Consider the following 16,025-nt stretch of genomic DNA (forward strand, 5'->3'; position numbering starts at 1 on the left):
TAAAGGCCGCCCGGTGGAGTGGAGCTGTCCAGGAACTCCACCACGAGTACAGCGTCGAACTATTCCGCTTCATGGACAGCACCACACAGCGATCCTCTGACCAGCCACCGGACTAGCCCACCAACACACATCACGACACCACGCAGACTGCACTCCACCTTCCATCGAGGCACGGGGGTCGGGCGTGCTTATGAACCCCCTTCACCCCACACCCAGTCCCCCCTCACCCCTCGATCCGACCACACCGGTAGCGCTCACCAAAACCATTGCCATACAGGGGAAACCATGCACGCAAACCGAAAGGGGAGCCATCCTTCGGGCGGACACCGACACTGCCGTCAACACCAAGACACGTCAACACACGTCCGGGGAAGATGGGTGCGGTCGAACAAGGAGGTCGCCGCCGAGCTGGGGATTTGGCCGCAGACGGTGACCAAGTGGCGGAAACGGTTCCTGGACAAGCGAATCGAGGGTTTAGGTGATGAGCCGCGGCCCGGGGCGCCGCGTACGATCACCGACGAGCGGGTCGAGGCGGTGCTCGTGGCGACGTTGGAACGGCAGCCGGCCGATGCCACGCACTGGTCGCTGGTCGCGGGCATCGATGGCCGCCGAGAGCGGACTGTCGAAGTCGACGGTGGGCCGGATCTGGAAGGCGTTCGGGCTGCATACAGCTCGCACGATTGTCCCCGGCCAACCACAGGCCGACCGGGGACAACACGCGAATAATTCGGCAGTTCTCCTGAAGGTTAAACCGCGACACCGAACACGCCGGTGGCGACGGTGGCGACCAAGGTGGGGCTACCGCCGCCGATGGGCGCCGACACCACCCTCAGGTTGCCGCTGTCGGTGATGAAGAGGGTGCTACCGGAAACGGCGACATCGACAGGGCCCGACAGACCGGTCGTCACCAGGGGGGTTACCGGGCCGCCAGTTGCCGGCACCGACACCACCCTGTTGGCCCCGAATTCGGCGATATAGAGGGTGTTACCGACGCGGGCGAGACCCATAGGCGCATTCAGGCCGGTCACCACGGGGGTTGCTATGCCACCGGTTGCCGGCATCGAATACACCGTGCCGGGGTTGACGCCATCGCTGGCATAGACGAGGCCGGGGCCATAGATGTAGGGCAGCGGGCTGCTCGTGCCGTCCAGATTTGCAGTGACGGTGACGTTCACCGTGCCCGTCCCAGGCGGGGCGATGGCCGTGATCTGGGTATTGGAGTCGATGGTGAATGTGGTTGCCGTCGTGCCGAACCGCACGGTCAACGGACCGACACCGCTGAAACCGGAGCCGGTGATCACCACAGAGTTGAAACCCGCGACGGGCCCCGAACTGGGTGTAAGGGTAGTGATAACAGGTGGCATGGATCTGCTCCAATCGATGATGAGGTGAAAAGTGTTCTCCTGCAGCGGTGCCGACCTCGCTCTATCCAGTAACCTCCAGCGGCGACACTTTGACAATGGATCCTCCGATCCGTTTTTTGTCCGTTTTCGACTGAAGCCCATGTCCGGACCGCTATCTCCATCACCGTCATGGAACCGACGCCCTACTTATGACTGAATTGAACAATGCGCCGCCGACGTGGATACCTGTATACGACTTGATGATTGAGCCGGGTAGCGGCATGTCGCGGGTACGGGGTGCGGCCGTGCTCGATGTGCAGCAGCACCAGCACGGCGACGCCGATGGCACCGATCCGCCATGGGCACAAGCTGACTCGCCGCAGCGCCTCGACGGTAGTCTTCGAGCAGCGAGTTCCCGAGCTCGCCGACGGCGCGTTCGCGGGGGTCGAGGGACAACATCGCCGCGCAGTGCCGGGCGCATGATTACGACGACCCGGGAAAACCAGCGATCGCCGGGGACGATTAAGCCGCCCGCGATACGCTAATGTCGGCGTTGGTGGGTGATGCCCACACAATCGTGGATGCATTGGCGGGCAACGATTCGACGACGACTCGGCGTAGAAACGATGGGCTGGCTGGATTCCGTCGTCCGCCATGATATTTCGCTTCCGGCGGGTGTGCTGACTCGCCGATGAACCCGCTGCCGCGTCAGCGCATGGAACACGTATAAGGCACGAGCCGACGATATACCCGGATGATTCGAGTTCCTTTCTGCCTCGGCCGCTTCGAGGAATCCGAGACGCCCGCCGGCAGGCCGTTTTGTCGCGGTCGGCCGGTCGTGCCGAGGCCATCAGCAGCTCGCTTTAGATGCAGCCGGCCTCGTGGTATCGCCCTCAGGTCACCTTGTCGGCGACGGAGCCGAGTGCGGCGGCCGGATCGAGTGACAGTTCGACCGTCGGGCTCAGTGGCAGCCGGGCCAGCACCTCGAAACCGCCGTCGGCACGTGGTGCCGCGCTCACCTCGCCGCCCGCCGCCAGCGCCCTGGCACGCATTCCGGCGACGCCGTGGCCACCGTTGTCGCCCTGCCCGGCCGCGACCGCGCCGGGGTCGTTGCCGACCCGCAGTTGCAGCTCGACGCCGCACCTGATCTCCACCTGAACCGGTGCGCCGGGTGCGTGCCTGGACGTGTTCGACAACGACTCCTGCACGATTCGGTACAGCGCGAGGCCGGTGGTCTCGGGGACCGCGTCCAGCGGGCCGTCGATCGTCCAGTCGATCCGCACACCCGCCCGGCGCGCGCCCTCGAACAGACTCAGCACGTCCGCGGCCTTCGGTTGCGGCGCGTGTTCTGGCAGCTGACCGTCGCTGCGCAGCACGCCGAGCATGCCGCGGATCTCGTTCAACGCCTCGCGCGCGGTGGCGCCGATGGATTCGAATTCCGCCCTCGCGGCCGGCGTCACACCCTCGACCCGGTACGGCGCGGTCTGCGCCTGCACCACCACCAGCGACATGTGGTGGGCCACCACATCGTGCAGGTCGCGGGCGATGCGGGCCTTCTCCTCCAGGATGGCGCGACGGGCCCGCTCCAGCTCGTTCTCCTCCTCCTTGCGCAGCAACTGCTGGCGCGACTGCACCAACCAGCGCACCAGCAACGCGAGCAGCACCACGGCGGCAAGCGCGATCGGCCAACCCCAGGCCGAGCTCGCGAGATCGCCCCCGTCGCCGGACATGGTGGTGGCCAGCAGCAGCGAAGTCGCGCCCCATGCGACGGCGATGATCGGCACCGCCGCGCGCACCGCCACGGCGAACAACAACGCGAAAAGGCACAGGATGTGCACGACCTGGATGGGGATCTCGCTGTGCGGCTGATGCGGTATCGCCAGCGCGATGATCAGCGCGGACCCCGCCGAGATCGCCCAGCCGAGCGCCGGATTGATCCGGATCAGCAGGATCGGGAAAGCGGCGAGCGCGGCGATGAAGGGCTGCACCGCCACTGGCACCGCGTGCGTGATGTGCAGGGTCGGCCACGCCACCGCGTAGAAGACGAGCGCGACGAGCACCGTGAACACGTCGAACCACATCCGAGCGTTCATCAGGCTGCTCGCGGCAGCGCGTTTCTGCTTCATGACTACGACAGTAGGAACCCGACCCTGCCGCGGTCCTCATACCCACGGGTGAATTCGCACCAGTACCCGAGGGGTAGCCGTCGGCGCCGCTCACCCGGCGGCACCGCCAGGGAACCGCACCCCGGCAGGAGGCGCCGCGGCGCGGCCAATTCATAGCGTCATCGATCATGAGCACACCGACCACCGAACGGCAGGCCGGCGCCAAGTCAGCGGCCGCCACCGACGACCTACGCCCCCTATCATCCACGCGCTCCACGGGCTTGCGGCGGTCCGCGGCATTGACGGCGGCGGCGCTGACCACCATGGCAGCCACCGTCGTCCCGGCACCGGCGACGCACGCCGCCACGGCGAATCGAACCCCGGTGGAAAACATCTCCGCGGGCGCCGCGGTGGCGGACCTGGCCGCGGGCGGTCCCGGCTCGGCCGCCGCCATCCCCGATGACTTCGCCGCCACATTCGGCTACCAACCCGACATCGTCGACCGCCTGCTGGCCAACCCGATGGGCGATTGCTCGTCGCCGGTCACCCTGCCCGTCGAATTCGAGACCGCCTGCAAGGCCCACGACCTCGGATACGATCTCCTGCGCTACGCGGGCCAGCACGGCGAACCCCTCGGTCCGTGGGCCCGTCAGGCCCTCGACACCACCCTCGGCCAGCACATGCACGAATCCTGCGTCGCCCGCGAGGACACCCTCTCCCGCGCCCGCTGCAACACGATGGCCACCATCGCAGCGACCTTCGTCGATATCAACTCCCGGCGACAGGACTACGGCGTGCCGGTGACCGAATCACTCTTGGGCGCAGCAGATTCCGATGCCGAGCGCGGCTTCAGCGGTTGGCTGTCGCTGATCGTCGGCGGCGGCATCCTCGGCCTCGCCGCCGGTTTCGCCGCGTTCGCGGGCGCCTTCCCCACCCTCGGCCGCAGCGACGCCCGGACCGCCGGTGGTGCGCACCGCACGTTCGGCGACGGTGCACCCGCGACAACGACTCGCCGCACATCGCTCAAACAGACTGACGCACTGGGTGTTCAACGATGACCAACCTCACCACGCGCGACCCAGCGTCCGCGCCAACTCGCTCGGCACCCGAGACCACGGACGCCACGTTCGCGCAGAACATGAACGACGCGTCGGCGATCGCAGCGACTAACATCGGCGCGCTACGTGCCGCTCCCAGCACACACAGACCGTCACCGGAGACCGCAATCAGCGTGCCGATCCACTCGACAGTCGAATCTCGGGTCAACGGTTCCGCGACGGATGACGTGATCGACTGTGAATCGCGGGCACCGATGCCGCAGAACCAGGTCGATTACTGGAAACTGTTCACTACCAATACCTTTCACCGGATGCTACAGCCCCGGATAGGCACGACGCTCGGCATCGGGATCGGCACGCTCATGTCGTTGGCTCCCGGGTTGCTTCCGCGCACGCCGACAACCCAGGCGGTACTGACCGGGCTACTCGTCGCGATGACATCGGGCATCGCGGCCGTGGTTCGATTCCTGTTGGGGCGCTGGGACTTCGATCTCGATCGGCGGCTGGCACGCTGGCGGCTGCCATTGCTGGGCCTGACCGGAGTCTCGATCGTCGGCGCAGCCGCGCAGGCGGGTCACTGGCAGAACGGGCTGCGTGCAGCGATGGGTAGGCCGCCTACCGGAGCAGACTACTGGTTGCGCTGCGCGATCGGTGTCGTGCTGGTTGTCGGGGTGTTCGCCGGGATCGCTCGCGGCGTGGGTTGGGTGGTGCGCTCGCTGGGGTCGTCGCGCAGCATCGCGGTCGCGACGGTCGCGGCGGCTGCGCTGTATCTCGTCGGCGTTCCCGCGGTGGTCGATTGGCGCCGCGACGCCTACGCCACGGCCAATGCGACGATCGATCCCAGTCTGGTGCGACCGGTTTCGTTCCTCCGGTCCGGCAGCGCCGAATCCGCGGTCAGCTGGCCGTCTCTGGGAGCGGAGGGTCGCAAGTTCGTCAGCGGTTCGCCCGCCGGTCCGGTGCGGGTCTACGTCGGCCTGGATTCCGCGCCCGACCTCGACTCCCGGGTGGCGCTCGCGATTCGGGAGTTGGAGCGTTCGGGCGGATTCGACCGTTCCAATATCGTGGTCGCGATTCCGACCGGGTCGGGCTGGATCGACGCCAATGCAGTCACCGGTTTCTACCAACGCTTCGGCGGCGATGTCACCCTCGTCGGCATGCAGTACTCCTACGCCCCCAGCTGGGCCACGTTCCTGTTCGGCCGCGACGACGCGGTGGCCTACGCGCGGGCACTGTTCACCGCCGTCGAGAACCGCATCCGCGGCTTGGACCACAGGCCCAAGCTATACATCTATGGCCAGAGCCTCGGCGCCCTCGGCGGCAGCTCGGTTTTCACCGACAACGCCGATCAGGACCGCCGCACCTGCGCCGCCCTCTGGGCGGGCCCACCGGCGGGCCAGGTCCACCGCGCCGGCGCGACCGTACTGGCCAACAGCTCCGACCCGGTGGTCCACTGGTCACCGTCACTGCTGTGGCACGGCCCCGACCTCACCGGCGTTCGAGTGGACGCCCCTGTCCCCCAATGGCTTCCGGTGGTCAGCTTCCTGCAGGCCAGTACCGATCTGCTGGGCGCACTGAATGCCCCGCCGGGTCACGGTCACCGGTACGGCACCGACCAGGGCACCGCCCTCGGCACCTGCTGACGGCCCCGCTCCTTGCCCGGCGCTGAAACATGTTCTAGTTTGCTCCCATGACCTTCGTCATCGACGCCACCGTCGACATCGACGCCCCCGTCGAGCTGGTATGGCAGGTGATCACCGATTTCCCCCGCTACGGCGAGTGGAATCCCTTCTGCGTCGAATGCCGCAGCTCGCTCGTCCCGGGCGAGCCGATCGACATGCTCGTCAAACTGGTGGGCTCCACCCCCCGACGCCAACGCGAGTGGGTCCGCACCCACACCCCGGGCCACGAACTCAGCTACGCCATGAAGCCGGTCCCCCTCGGCGCTCTGCACAGCCAGCGCTCGCATACGGTCACCGCGCTCGGCCCCGATCGCACCCGTTATGAATCCCACTTCGAACTCGCAGGCCGGCTCCAGCCCGTAGTAACGGCCCTGCTCGGCAAAGCCCTCGAGCGCGGCTTCGCCGGCATGACCGCAGGCATCCGCCGGCAATCCGAATCCCTCCGCACCCACTGACTCGCGCCGACGCGACGGCCGCCGTCTACTCGGCCACCGCCGCGGCCAAGCGTGACGCGGTCAACCAGTGGATCCGGACCTCCGGCGAATACGACGCGGTGGTCGACTTCGACGTTGCATTCGCTGACCTCGCCGGTTTCGACACCGACTGGGCGAAGTCAAGCATGCGGTTGGGCACCGCGCTGCCCACCTACGACGAACTCCGCACGGCCATCCTCGGTATGCCGGACTATCCGGATCCCACCGCAACGCCGCCGGAGACCGACGCGGACTCCGAGTGGGCGCAGGCCGCACCGGAAGACGCAGCGCCCGTCAACTCTTCCGACCATTCAGGTCAGGCGATCGGTCCGCGCGCCGCCTCGTATGCCGCACCCACGCGGTACAGCCGATCGTCGGCCAGCGCGGGCGCCATGATCTGGAGGCCGACCGGCATGCCGTCGTCCTTGCTCAACCCGGACGGCACCGACATGGCCGGGTGTCCGGCGAGGTTGGTGGGCAGGGTGCACAGGTCCGACAGGTACATGGCCAGCGGATCGTCCACCTTCTCACCCAGCTTCCACGGGGTGAACGGGCTGGTCGGCGAGACGAGCACGTCGACCTTCTCGTAGGCGTTGTCGAAGTCGCGCGCGATCAGCGTACGCACCTTCAGAGCCTGGCCGTAGTAGGCGTCGTAGTAACCCGCCGACAGCGCGTAGGTGCCGATCATGATGCGGCGCTTGACTTCCGGACCGAATCCGGCGGCCCTGGTCGCGGCCATCACCTGCTCGGCGCTGTGCTGACCGTCGTCACCGACGCGCAGGCCGTAGCGCATGGCGTCGAAGCGGGCCAGGTTCGACGACACCTCACTGGGCATCACCAGGTAATACGCCGACAGCGCGTACTCGAAGTGCGGGCACGACACCTCGACGACCTCCGCGCCCAACTCTTTGAGCACGGTGACCGCGGTATCGAACGAGGCGAGCACGCCCGGCTGGTAGCTGTCGGAGTGAAGTTCCTTCACCACACCGACTTTCAGCCCGCGCAGATCGCCCTTCGCGCCTTCGCGAGCCGCGGCGACCACCGGCGGCACCGGCACCTTCCGCGAGGTGGAGTCGCGCGGGTCGTATCCGGCGATCACCTCATGCAGCAGTGCGGTATCCAGCACCGTGCGCCCACACGGGCCACCCTGATCCAGCGACGACGCACACGCGACCAGGCCGTAGCGCGACACCGTGCCGTAGGTCGGCTTGGTGCCGACGGTGGCCGTCACCGCGGCGGGCTGACGGATGGAACCGCCGGTGTCGGTACCGATGGCGAGCGGCGCCTGGTTCGACGCGAGTGCAGCCGCCGAACCACCGCCGGAGCCACCGGGAATCCGACTGGTATCCCACGGGTTTCGGGTCGGGCCGTAGGCTGAGTTCTCGGTGGAGGAACCCATCGCGAACTCGTCCATATTGGTCTTGCCGAGGATCGGGATGCCCGCGTCGCGCAGCCGCGTGGTCACCGTCGCGTCGTACGGCGACACCCAGCCCTCGAGTATTTTCGAGCCACAGGTGGTCGGCATATCCGTGGTGGTGAAAACGTCCTTGAGCGCCAACGGAACTCCGGCCAGCGGCGACGCGGCCGCACCGCCAGCGGCCAGCGCGGCATCCACTCCGGCCGCGGTGGCCAGTGCCTGCTCCCCCGCGACGTGCAGGAACGCGTTGATCTCACCGTCCGCCGTCGCGATCCGGTCCAGATGGGCCTGGGTGACCTCCACCGAGGACACCTCGCGACCGTGGATCTTGTCGGCCAGCTCGGCGGCCGACAGGGTGGTCAGGTCGCTCATGCCGACACCTCGCTAACGCTCGGCGCCGTCACGAGCGACCGCTCGGCTGTGTCTATTGTTCGCTCGCTGCGCTCGCTCATGCCGACACCTCGCTAACGCTCGGCGCCGTCACGAGCGACCGCTCGGCTGTGTCTATCGTTCGCTCGCTGCGCTCGCTCATTCGCCCTCTCCCAGAATCTGCGGCACCAGGAACCGCTGCTCTTCGACCGCGGGCGCGCCGGACAGCGCCTGCTCCGGGGTCAAGCAGGGCACGACCTCGTCTGGCCGCGTGACATTCGTCGCCGGGTTCGGCGAGGAGGTGGGGGGAACATCGGCTGCGGCAACCTCGGAGATGGTCCGCACGTGGCTCAGGATCGAATCCAACTGACCGGCGAACTGATCGAGTTCGGACTCGGACAGGGCGAGCCTGGACAGCCGGGCAAGGTGTGCGACCTCGTCGCGGGAGATGGCGGGCACCGCGGAACCCCTTTCGGCATGGTTGAGCATGGTGAATCGGCCACGCACAGCCTAGCGACTCGCCGGGAGCTCACTTTCACAGGAGCCGGGCGCGCGACGACACACCCCGAGTAATAGCGTGACACGCTGTGTTCGCGTGAAATTACCGAGTGACATCCATCACTGGCGCTACTTCGAGTCGATAACCGGGACTCGGGGGTGTAAGTATTGCGAGAACCGGGTATGCGTGTACATAGCCTCGGCCGCCAAGGAAAGGAACGCGCGTGTCGTACCTGCTCCGCGTGCAACTTCCGGATCGACCGGGAAGCCTCGGTGCGCTCGCGCTCGCGCTGGGTTCCGTCGGCGCCGATATTCTCTCGCTGGATGTGGTGGAACGCGGCGCGGGCTTCGCGGTCGACGACCTCGTCGTGGAGGTACCGCAGGGCGCGCTACCCGACACGTTGATCACCGCGGCCGAATCGATCGGCGACGTGCGCGTGGATTCCATCCGCCCGTACTCCGGCGTGCTGGACACCCACCGCGAACTCGAACTCATCGACCAGGTCGCCAGCGCCCGCGACGACCGGCTGCAGGTGCTCGTCGACGGCGTGCCCCGGGTGCTGCGGGTCGGCTGGAGCACCATCATCGACATGGGCCCGCAGGGCGCCTACCGGGTGGTCGGCAGCCCGAGTGCGCCGGAGACACAAGCGGCTTCGGCGCCGTGGATGCCACTGGAGAAGCCCGCGGTCCTGGATCCCGAGGCCGAGTGGGTACCGCAGATCTGGAACGACATGGACACCAAGCTGGCTGCGGCACCGCTGGGCAATACCGGCAAGGTGCTGCTGCTCGGCCGACCCGGCGGCCCCGACTTCCGCCCGTCGGAGGTAGCACGACTCGGCTACCTCGCCGGAATCGTCGCAACGGTTTTGGGCTAGTCCGTCTCTCCGCGTCTCAGGCCATGCAGGTCGAGTGCCGCGCGAGTTGCACGAAGGTCCTGCGTCGAGTGCCTGGCCGGGTTCGGGCCGTTGTTGCGTCCCCCGGCTGGGCATCGTGCTGGGTCAGGCAAGTCGAAGGCTGAGGACGGTTAGCAACTCGCCTGCCTCTGTGCGCCAATCCCGTTCCGGCACTGGTACAAAGCCGAAGCGGTCGTAGATCCGCCGGGCGTCGACCATGGCGGGCATGGTCGTAAGGACCACCGCGGCAAGGGATTCCGCGGTCGCCATCTCGATCACGGTGCGCACCAACGCCGTTCCCGCGCCGAGTCCGCGCGCCGTCTTCGCAACCGCGAGCATCCGGAACTCCAGCTCACCCGGTCGGGCGATCCCCGCGTACGGCGTGCCGGGCCGGGCCACCGTCAGCGACCCCACCACCCGGTCACCGTGCACCGCCACCAACACCTGCGCCTCGGCCGCACGATGCGTGATGTCGGCAAGCTCCGCCTTGTACGGACTCGCAGGATCCACATACCCCTCGCCGACATAGACCTCGACGGTCAGCTCGCCCACCGCGTCGTACTCGTCCGGCCGAGCATCCCGGACAACGACCCCAGAGTCCTTCACACCCATACCCGGCATCCTGCCATCCACCCCGAAGAGCCCCACGTCACAGCCGACCGGCGCGAGCGGGACATGGCCGAGGGCCTACTCGACGTTTGCCACGGCCATGTTCCGCTCGGCGGGTTCAGCCCGCACTGGGAACGGTGACCTGGAAGCGCTCCGGTTTGCCGGGTGGGTAGATGACGGTGATGTAGTCGCCGATGGCGGGCCAGGCGTTCACGTCCCAGGCGAAACGGCCGTACACCACGATGCCCGGCACCGAGGGCCCCGTGAGGTTGCCGGTGATGGTAACGAACTGCTCGCCCTCGGCATCGGGGCGCGGGCTCACCCCAGTGAGGTAGAGCGAGCCCGTTTCCGGCTGCGCCGGTTGGAACCCTCGGCGCCCACGCACGTAGACCATGATCAACCCCACCAGCGCGGCGACCATGATCAGAAGCATCCCGAACTGCAGCATGTCCACCATGCTATTGGTTCCGGCGCGAGGAACGATCACGCCACGGCCGCGCCGACCTCGGCGTTCGCCACGTGCGACCAGAACGTGAGCTTGCTGCTCCCTGCCCACCGCTGCCGCTTCCGTTGCGGTCGGCGTTCCATGGCCACCGCTGCTGCTTCGTGCGGTCAGCGATCCACGACCACCGCTGCTGCATCGTTCGGCGATAATTGGCAACCGATGAGGCAGCGCGGCGGTCCATCCGGCGTATGGAGCTACAGCGCCGCTAGCTCGCTGGCGCCGTTGTCGGTGCGGCGGACCTGCCAGACGGCGGTGCGGGTGCGTTGCGAGCGGCCGTTGCCTCGGTCGATCAGGGCGCGGTTGTTCGTGGTGAAGATCAGTTGTGCGCCACGGGAATTGGTTTCGGGGTTCTGGAAGAGCTGGATGAGGCGGTCGGTCTCCTCGGTGGGGAGATTGGCGTCGATGTCGTCGATCGCGAGCACGCGGCCGGAGTCGAGTGCGTCGAGCATGGTCGGCAACAGGCGCAACAGCGACAGCGTGGCGGTGGATTCGTCCGCGATATCGAAGGGGGCGTCGATGCCCGTGTGCACCAGGCTCAGGCCGACGCCGCGGCGGGCCACCATGCGGGTGTACAGGGCGTCGCGTGCGGCCTTCAGGTTGCTCAGCTCGCGATCGAGCACGATCGCGGTAATGCCGTTCTCCCGCAACAGGTTGTCGGCGTGCGCGGGTGAGGACGCGCACAGCTCGACCTGCTTGGCGGTCGCCGCGATATCGCGGTCGAGTTCCCGGAGGTAGTCGGCGTACAGCGGATCGTTTTCGGCGATCAGCAGATCGGTGATGCCCAGCTCGGCGGTACGCAACAGCATGAGCAGCCGCGCCGCATTATCCGGTGAGGCCGACACGTGGCTGCCGAGCCGATGCGCGACCGCGGTTGCCTCCGTCCGACCGTGCTGCACCTCGAGCATCGACGAGAACCACCGGTAGGCGGGCACCAGCGACTCGGCATACATCTGCCCGGCGAGGCTGAGCAGCAACGCGTTGGGGCGCACCAGCGGAATCAGCGCCGCGATCCCATACCGCGCGGCCTCGAACATCGGACCGATCTTGATCTGTTCTCCGTTGCGCTCGAACACGATTCGCTTCCGCGACCGCGGATGCGCATGCAACCATTCCGCCGTGACATCGGCATTGTCCAACTGGAAGCCATACGTATACGGCACACCCTCGGCGACGAAACCCGTCACGAATTCCGAAGGCCGATCCGGAAACCCGAGATGCGGCGACCGCACCGGCCCCGCATAGGGGTCCCACCCGGTCACCGAATTCAACACCGCATCCCGCATCTGCCCCAGCGCGTCGATCAGGCTCGTCTTACCCGCGGCGGTCGCACCGTGCACCGCCGTCACCGGCACCGCCACCGGCCCGCTCCCCCGGCTCAACCGCAACTCCTGCCGATCCGCCAGCGATCTATGGTTCGTCACCTGAAAACTCCGCAGCATCCCGCCATCCTGTCGTCTCCCCCACCACCCCGCGACACCGCCACCACCCAACCCCGCACCCACCGAATCGCCGACCGGCACACCGACGCTTGACCAAGCGCCTGTGGACAACACCCTACTCGCACCATCTACCAGCGGAAATGTCGACGATCGGATAGCTCACCGCCCCGACCTCGGCACAAAGGCCAAGCTTTACGTTCGCGCTGGATACGCGGTGTACTGGGTGGTCACGAAAGACGTGGTTTTCGAGCACACCGAGCCGACACCGACCGGCTACCGGACGCGGACGGAATACCTTCCGGGCGACCGCATTCCGGTGCGCTATGCGGAAACGACCCTGCCCGTCGACGATCTCCTGTTTCCGGCGGGGCCCGCGGCGACCCGTGAACCGGCGCTGAACTGGGTATGGGGCGAATTCGTTGTGCGGGGGTTTGCGTGGCACGTTAACATGCTGACGCCACGGTTGCTCATGTGGCGCTACAGCTGTGAAGCCCTTGAACGGATGGTAACAATGGAACTGACGGTTCAGCGCCTTGTAGTCCGAAGCTCCATTGTGGCCGCCATCGCCATGGGGTCGATGGTTGTCGTCGGTCCTCAGGCCAGCGCCGAAGCGCCCTGCCCGGATGGTACGGCGCGGATCTTCTTCAATAACGAGACGAACACCTGCCAGGGTGGCGGCACGGCGAGTTTCAATGGCTCGCCCGCGATCTCGAAGGTGTGCTCGGTGGGACCGGTCAACGTGATCGTCGATGCCACCATCAAGACCTCCAAGACCAAGACCGCGACGCGCCACCTCAACCTGAGTAACGGCCAGTGCGGGCGGGTCGAAATCGACGGCCAGCTCGACGCCACCGTCACCGTCAGACCTTCCTAGCGCCGAAAAGCAGGGCGCTGTCGCCGAATTCGTGCCAGAGGTAGCCGGTGTCGAGGGCGGTGGCATATGCCGCGTCGACGGTGGGTTTGCCTGCTACCGCGACGAGTAGGTCCAGGTGCGAGGCGCCGGGGGCGTGCCAACCGGTGATAATCGCCTCCACCGTTCGAGCGGGGCGATCGGGGCCGAGGACCAGATTGGTCCAACCTTGGGCGGGGTGCACCCTTCCGGTGTGATCGGCGGTGGTTTCCAGCGCTCTCGTCACCGTGGTGCCGACCGCGATGATGCGGCCGCCCGCCGCTCTGGTGTCGTTCACCAGGCGAGCCGTCGCCGCCGTCACCAGCTCCCCTTGGAGATCGCACGACGATGCGGCCGATATGCACAGATCGAACCCCCGTACCTCGAATCCCTCGCCGCGCATCCGGCGGTCAGGTCGCCATGGACCCCCGTACCGGTTCGCCCGGCCCTCCCCCGATCGTCACCGCGCGCGACCGACCGACGTGTCCTACTCGTCCTCCGCCGCCCTGTCCTCCTCGACCGCCTCTGGCGTCACCGCCGCCGGTCCCGCCTCCAGCAGCAACCGGAACCCGTCCTCGTCCAGAATCGGCACACCCAACTCCTCCGCCTTGGCGGCCTTCGTCCCCGGCGAATCGCCGATGACCACGAAGGCGGTCTTCTTCGAGACCGAGCCGGACGCCTTGCCGCCGCGCGCCAGGATGGCCTCCTTGGCGCCGTCGCGCGAAAAGCCTTGCAGCGAACCGGTCACCACGATCGACAAACCCTCCAGCGTGCGCTTGATGGAGTCGTCGCGTTCGTCTTCCATCCGTACGCCCGCGGCACGCCATTTGTCGACGATCGCGCGATGCCAGTCGACAGTGAACCATTCCGCCGCCGCCGTGGCGATCGTCGGGCCGACGCCGTCGGCAGCGCCGAGCTCCTCCGCCGACGCCTCCTGGATCCGCTCCATGCTGCCGAATTCCGAGGCCAGCGCGCGCGCCGCAGTGGGCCCGACGTGCCGGATCGACAGGCCGACCAGCCCGCGCCACAGTGGGCGGTCCTTGGCGGCGGCCAGGTTCTCCAGCAGTCGCTTGCCGTTGGCGGAAAGGCTGCGGTCCTTGTTGGCGAACAAAGTCGTGGTGAGCAGCCGTTCCTCGGTGAGGTCGAACAGGTCGCCCTCATCGGTGATCGCACCGGATTTGAGCAGGTCGATCGCGGCCTCGTAGCCGAGCGACTCGATGTCGAACGCACCGCGTCCGGCGACGTGGAACACCCGCTCCCGCAGCTGCGCCGGGCAGAACCGCTGATTCGGGCAGCGGATATCGGCGTCGCCCTCCTTCGCCGGCGCCAGTTCGGTCCCGCACTCCGGGCAGTGCGTCGGCATCACGAACTCGCGTTCGTCGCCGGTCCGCGCGTCCACCACCGGGCCGAGCACCTCGGGGATCACGTCACCCGCCTTGCGGATGGTGACGGTATCGCCGATCAGCACACCCTTGCGCTTGACCTCCGAGGCATTGTGCAGCGTCGCCATCGCGACCGTGGAACCCGCGATGAACACCGGCTCCATCACCGCGAACGGGGTGACGCGGCCGGTGCGGCCGACATTCACCTCGATGTTCAGCAGCTTGGTCGTGGCCTCTTCGGGCGGGTACTTGTAGGCGATCGCCCAGCGCGGCGCCCGCGAGGTGGAACCCAGGCGGCGTTGCAACGCCCTCTCGTCGACCTTGATCACCTGTCCGTCGATCTCGTGCTCGATATCGTGGCGATGCTCGCCCCAGTAGGCGACGCGCTCGATCACGGCGTCGATGCCCTGCACCCGCCTGGTGTGCTCGGACACCGGCAGCCCCCATGCGGCGAGCGCGCGGTACGCCTCGTACTGCGCGGTCGGGGTGTATCCCTCGATGCGCCCGAAGCCGTGACAGATCATCCGCAGCCTGCGCCGCGCGGTCACCGAGGGATCTTTCTGCCGCAGCGAGCCCGCCGCGGTGTTGCGCGGATTCGCGTACGGCGGTTTGCCTTCCGCGACAATGGTGGCATTGAGCGTCTCGAAGTCCTCGAGCCGGAAGTACACCTCGCCGCGGACCTCCAGCAGGTCCGGGATCGGGAACTCGTCGCTGGGCTTCAGCTCGCCCGGAATGTCCTCGATGGTGCGGGCATTGAGGGTGACGTCCTCGCCGGTGCGCCCATCGCCGCGGGTCGCGCCGCGCACCAGGCGCCCTTTCTCGTAGACGAGGTTCAGCGCGACACCGTCGATCTTCACTTCGCACAGGTAGTGCAGGTTCGGCCCGGTCTCGGCCTCCACCCGGCTCGCCCAGGTGCGCAGCTCGTCGAAATCGAACACATTGTCCAGCGACAGCATCCGCTCGAGGTGGTCGACGGCGGTGAAATCCGTGGCGAACCCGCCACCCACCAGCTGGGTCGGCGAATCCGGAGTCCGCAGATCCGGATGCTCCTCCTCCATGGCCTGCAACTGCCGCAACAACGTGTCGAACTCGCCGTCGGTAATGATCGGCGCATCGCGCACGTAGTAGCGGAACTGATGCTCACGAACCTCGTCCGCGAGCCGCTGCCACTCCACCCGCTGCTCTGCCGTCGCCGGAACCGCCGCACTGTCGCTGTCACTCACCCAACGCACATTAGCCGAGCCCACCGACATCTCGACGGCACGTTCCCGCACGTCGCCGCCCGGTTCGGTCCGTGTGGGCGTTGCCGACCGGTGTGTCCGGGAGCTAGCCGAGCCGGCAGCGTGGGCGCACGGCCGGGCCATGT

At 67.3% G+C, this 16,025-nt stretch carries 13 protein-coding genes and 3 pseudogenes; 6 read left to right on the forward strand and 10 right to left on the reverse strand.

Translation table 11 applies throughout. The features are described 5' to 3' along the window. Positions 1–384: 384 nt before the first annotated feature. Positions 385–679 (forward strand): annotated as a pseudogene (locus ACV7NQ_RS03615) (helix-turn-helix domain-containing protein); the annotation flags it as partial. 67 nt (positions 680–746) lie between these two features. On the opposite strand, the gene ACV7NQ_RS03620 reads toward ACV7NQ_RS03615, so the two are convergent. From ACV7NQ_RS03620 to ACV7NQ_RS03630, 3 genes and pseudogenes are all read right to left on the reverse strand, one after another. Beyond that, positions 747–1,364: an IPT/TIG domain-containing protein gene (locus ACV7NQ_RS03620; RefSeq protein WP_463358302.1), complete on the reverse strand. Its 618-nt coding sequence runs from the start codon at positions 1,362–1,364 to the stop codon at positions 747–749. 275 nt (positions 1,365–1,639) lie between these two features. Further along, a pseudogene (locus tag ACV7NQ_RS03625) lies at positions 1,640–1,778 on the reverse strand (IS5/IS1182 family transposase); the annotation flags it as partial. A gap of 458 nt (positions 1,779–2,236) precedes the next feature. Next, positions 2,237–3,469 carry a sensor histidine kinase gene (locus ACV7NQ_RS03630; RefSeq protein ID WP_463358303.1) on the reverse strand — a complete coding sequence of 411 codons (1,233 nt, stop codon included), beginning with the start codon at positions 3,467–3,469 and terminating at the stop codon, positions 2,237–2,239. A gap of 167 nt (positions 3,470–3,636) precedes the next feature. On the opposite strand from ACV7NQ_RS03630, the gene ACV7NQ_RS03635 reads away from it, so the two are divergent. The 3 genes from ACV7NQ_RS03635 to ACV7NQ_RS03645 are packed head-to-tail and all read left to right on the forward strand — an operon-like array spanning position 3,637 to position 6,640. Further along, the gene (locus tag ACV7NQ_RS03635) at positions 3,637–4,506 is read left to right on the forward strand and encodes a hypothetical protein (protein WP_463358304.1); all 870 of its coding nucleotides are present in this window, start codon (positions 3,637–3,639) and stop codon (positions 4,504–4,506) included. After that, positions 4,503–6,146 carry an alpha/beta-hydrolase family protein gene (locus ACV7NQ_RS03640; RefSeq protein WP_463358305.1) on the forward strand — a complete coding sequence of 548 codons (1,644 nt, stop codon included), beginning with the start codon at positions 4,503–4,505 and terminating at the stop codon, positions 6,144–6,146. Before ACV7NQ_RS03635 ends, ACV7NQ_RS03640 begins: the two co-directional genes overlap by 4 nt. Positions 6,147–6,193: 47 nt before the next feature. Beyond that, positions 6,194–6,640, forward strand: a complete 447-nt coding sequence (locus ACV7NQ_RS03645) for an SRPBCC family protein (protein ID WP_463358306.1) — start codon at positions 6,194–6,196, stop codon at positions 6,638–6,640. 334 nt (positions 6,641–6,974) lie between these two features. On the opposite strand, the gene gatA is transcribed toward ACV7NQ_RS03645, so the two are convergent. Both gatA and gatC read right to left on the reverse strand, forming a co-directional pair. Then, the gene (gene gatA, locus ACV7NQ_RS03650; protein ID WP_463358307.1) at positions 6,975–8,447 is read right to left on the reverse strand and encodes an Asp-tRNA(Asn)/Glu-tRNA(Gln) amidotransferase subunit GatA; all 1,473 of its coding nucleotides are present in this window, start codon (positions 8,445–8,447) and stop codon (positions 6,975–6,977) included. A gap of 156 nt (positions 8,448–8,603) precedes the next feature. Beyond that, on the reverse strand, positions 8,604–8,903 hold the full coding sequence (gene gatC, locus ACV7NQ_RS03655) for an Asp-tRNA(Asn)/Glu-tRNA(Gln) amidotransferase subunit GatC (protein WP_463358308.1): 300 nt from the start codon (positions 8,901–8,903) through the stop codon (positions 8,604–8,606). Between the two features lie 263 nt (positions 8,904–9,166). Between gatC and ACV7NQ_RS03660 the strand changes: the two genes are divergently transcribed. Next, a complete protein-coding gene (locus ACV7NQ_RS03660) occupies positions 9,167–9,817 on the forward strand; it encodes an ACT domain-containing protein (RefSeq protein ID WP_463358309.1) in 651 nt (216 codons plus the stop codon). 123 nt (positions 9,818–9,940) lie between these two features. On the opposite strand, the gene ACV7NQ_RS03665 is transcribed toward ACV7NQ_RS03660, so the two are convergent. From ACV7NQ_RS03665 to ACV7NQ_RS03675, 3 genes are all read right to left on the reverse strand, one after another. Beyond that, positions 9,941–10,447, reverse strand: coding sequence for a GNAT family N-acetyltransferase (locus tag ACV7NQ_RS03665; protein WP_463358310.1), 507 nt, complete (start codon positions 10,445–10,447; stop codon positions 9,941–9,943). Positions 10,448–10,562: 115 nt separating this feature from the next. Further along, on the reverse strand, positions 10,563–10,892 hold the full coding sequence (locus tag ACV7NQ_RS03670) for a hypothetical protein (RefSeq protein WP_463358311.1): 330 nt from the start codon (positions 10,890–10,892) through the stop codon (positions 10,563–10,565). A gap of 251 nt (positions 10,893–11,143) precedes the next feature. Next, positions 11,144–12,370, reverse strand: coding sequence for an AAA family ATPase (locus tag ACV7NQ_RS03675; protein WP_463358312.1), 1,227 nt, complete (start codon positions 12,368–12,370; stop codon positions 11,144–11,146). A gap of 241 nt (positions 12,371–12,611) precedes the next feature. On the opposite strand from ACV7NQ_RS03675, the gene ACV7NQ_RS03680 reads away from it, so the two are divergent. Beyond that, the gene (locus tag ACV7NQ_RS03680) at positions 12,612–13,262 is read left to right on the forward strand and encodes a hypothetical protein (protein ID WP_463358313.1); all 651 of its coding nucleotides are present in this window, start codon (positions 12,612–12,614) and stop codon (positions 13,260–13,262) included. Here ACV7NQ_RS03680 and ACV7NQ_RS03685 read toward each other — a convergent pair. Both ACV7NQ_RS03685 and ligA read right to left on the reverse strand, forming a co-directional pair. Continuing rightward, a pseudogene (locus tag ACV7NQ_RS03685) lies at positions 13,249–13,599 on the reverse strand (S-adenosylmethionine:tRNA ribosyltransferase-isomerase); the annotation flags it as partial. The gene ACV7NQ_RS03680 and the pseudogene ACV7NQ_RS03685 overlap by 14 nt on opposite strands. Positions 13,600–13,764: 165 nt before the next feature. Further along, positions 13,765–15,882: an NAD-dependent DNA ligase LigA gene (gene ligA / locus ACV7NQ_RS03690; protein WP_463358314.1), complete on the reverse strand. Its 2,118-nt coding sequence runs from the start codon at positions 15,880–15,882 to the stop codon at positions 13,765–13,767. Positions 15,883–16,025: the final 143 nt, after the last annotated feature.

The organism is Nocardia sp. Tas62D01, from assembly GCF_055232035.1.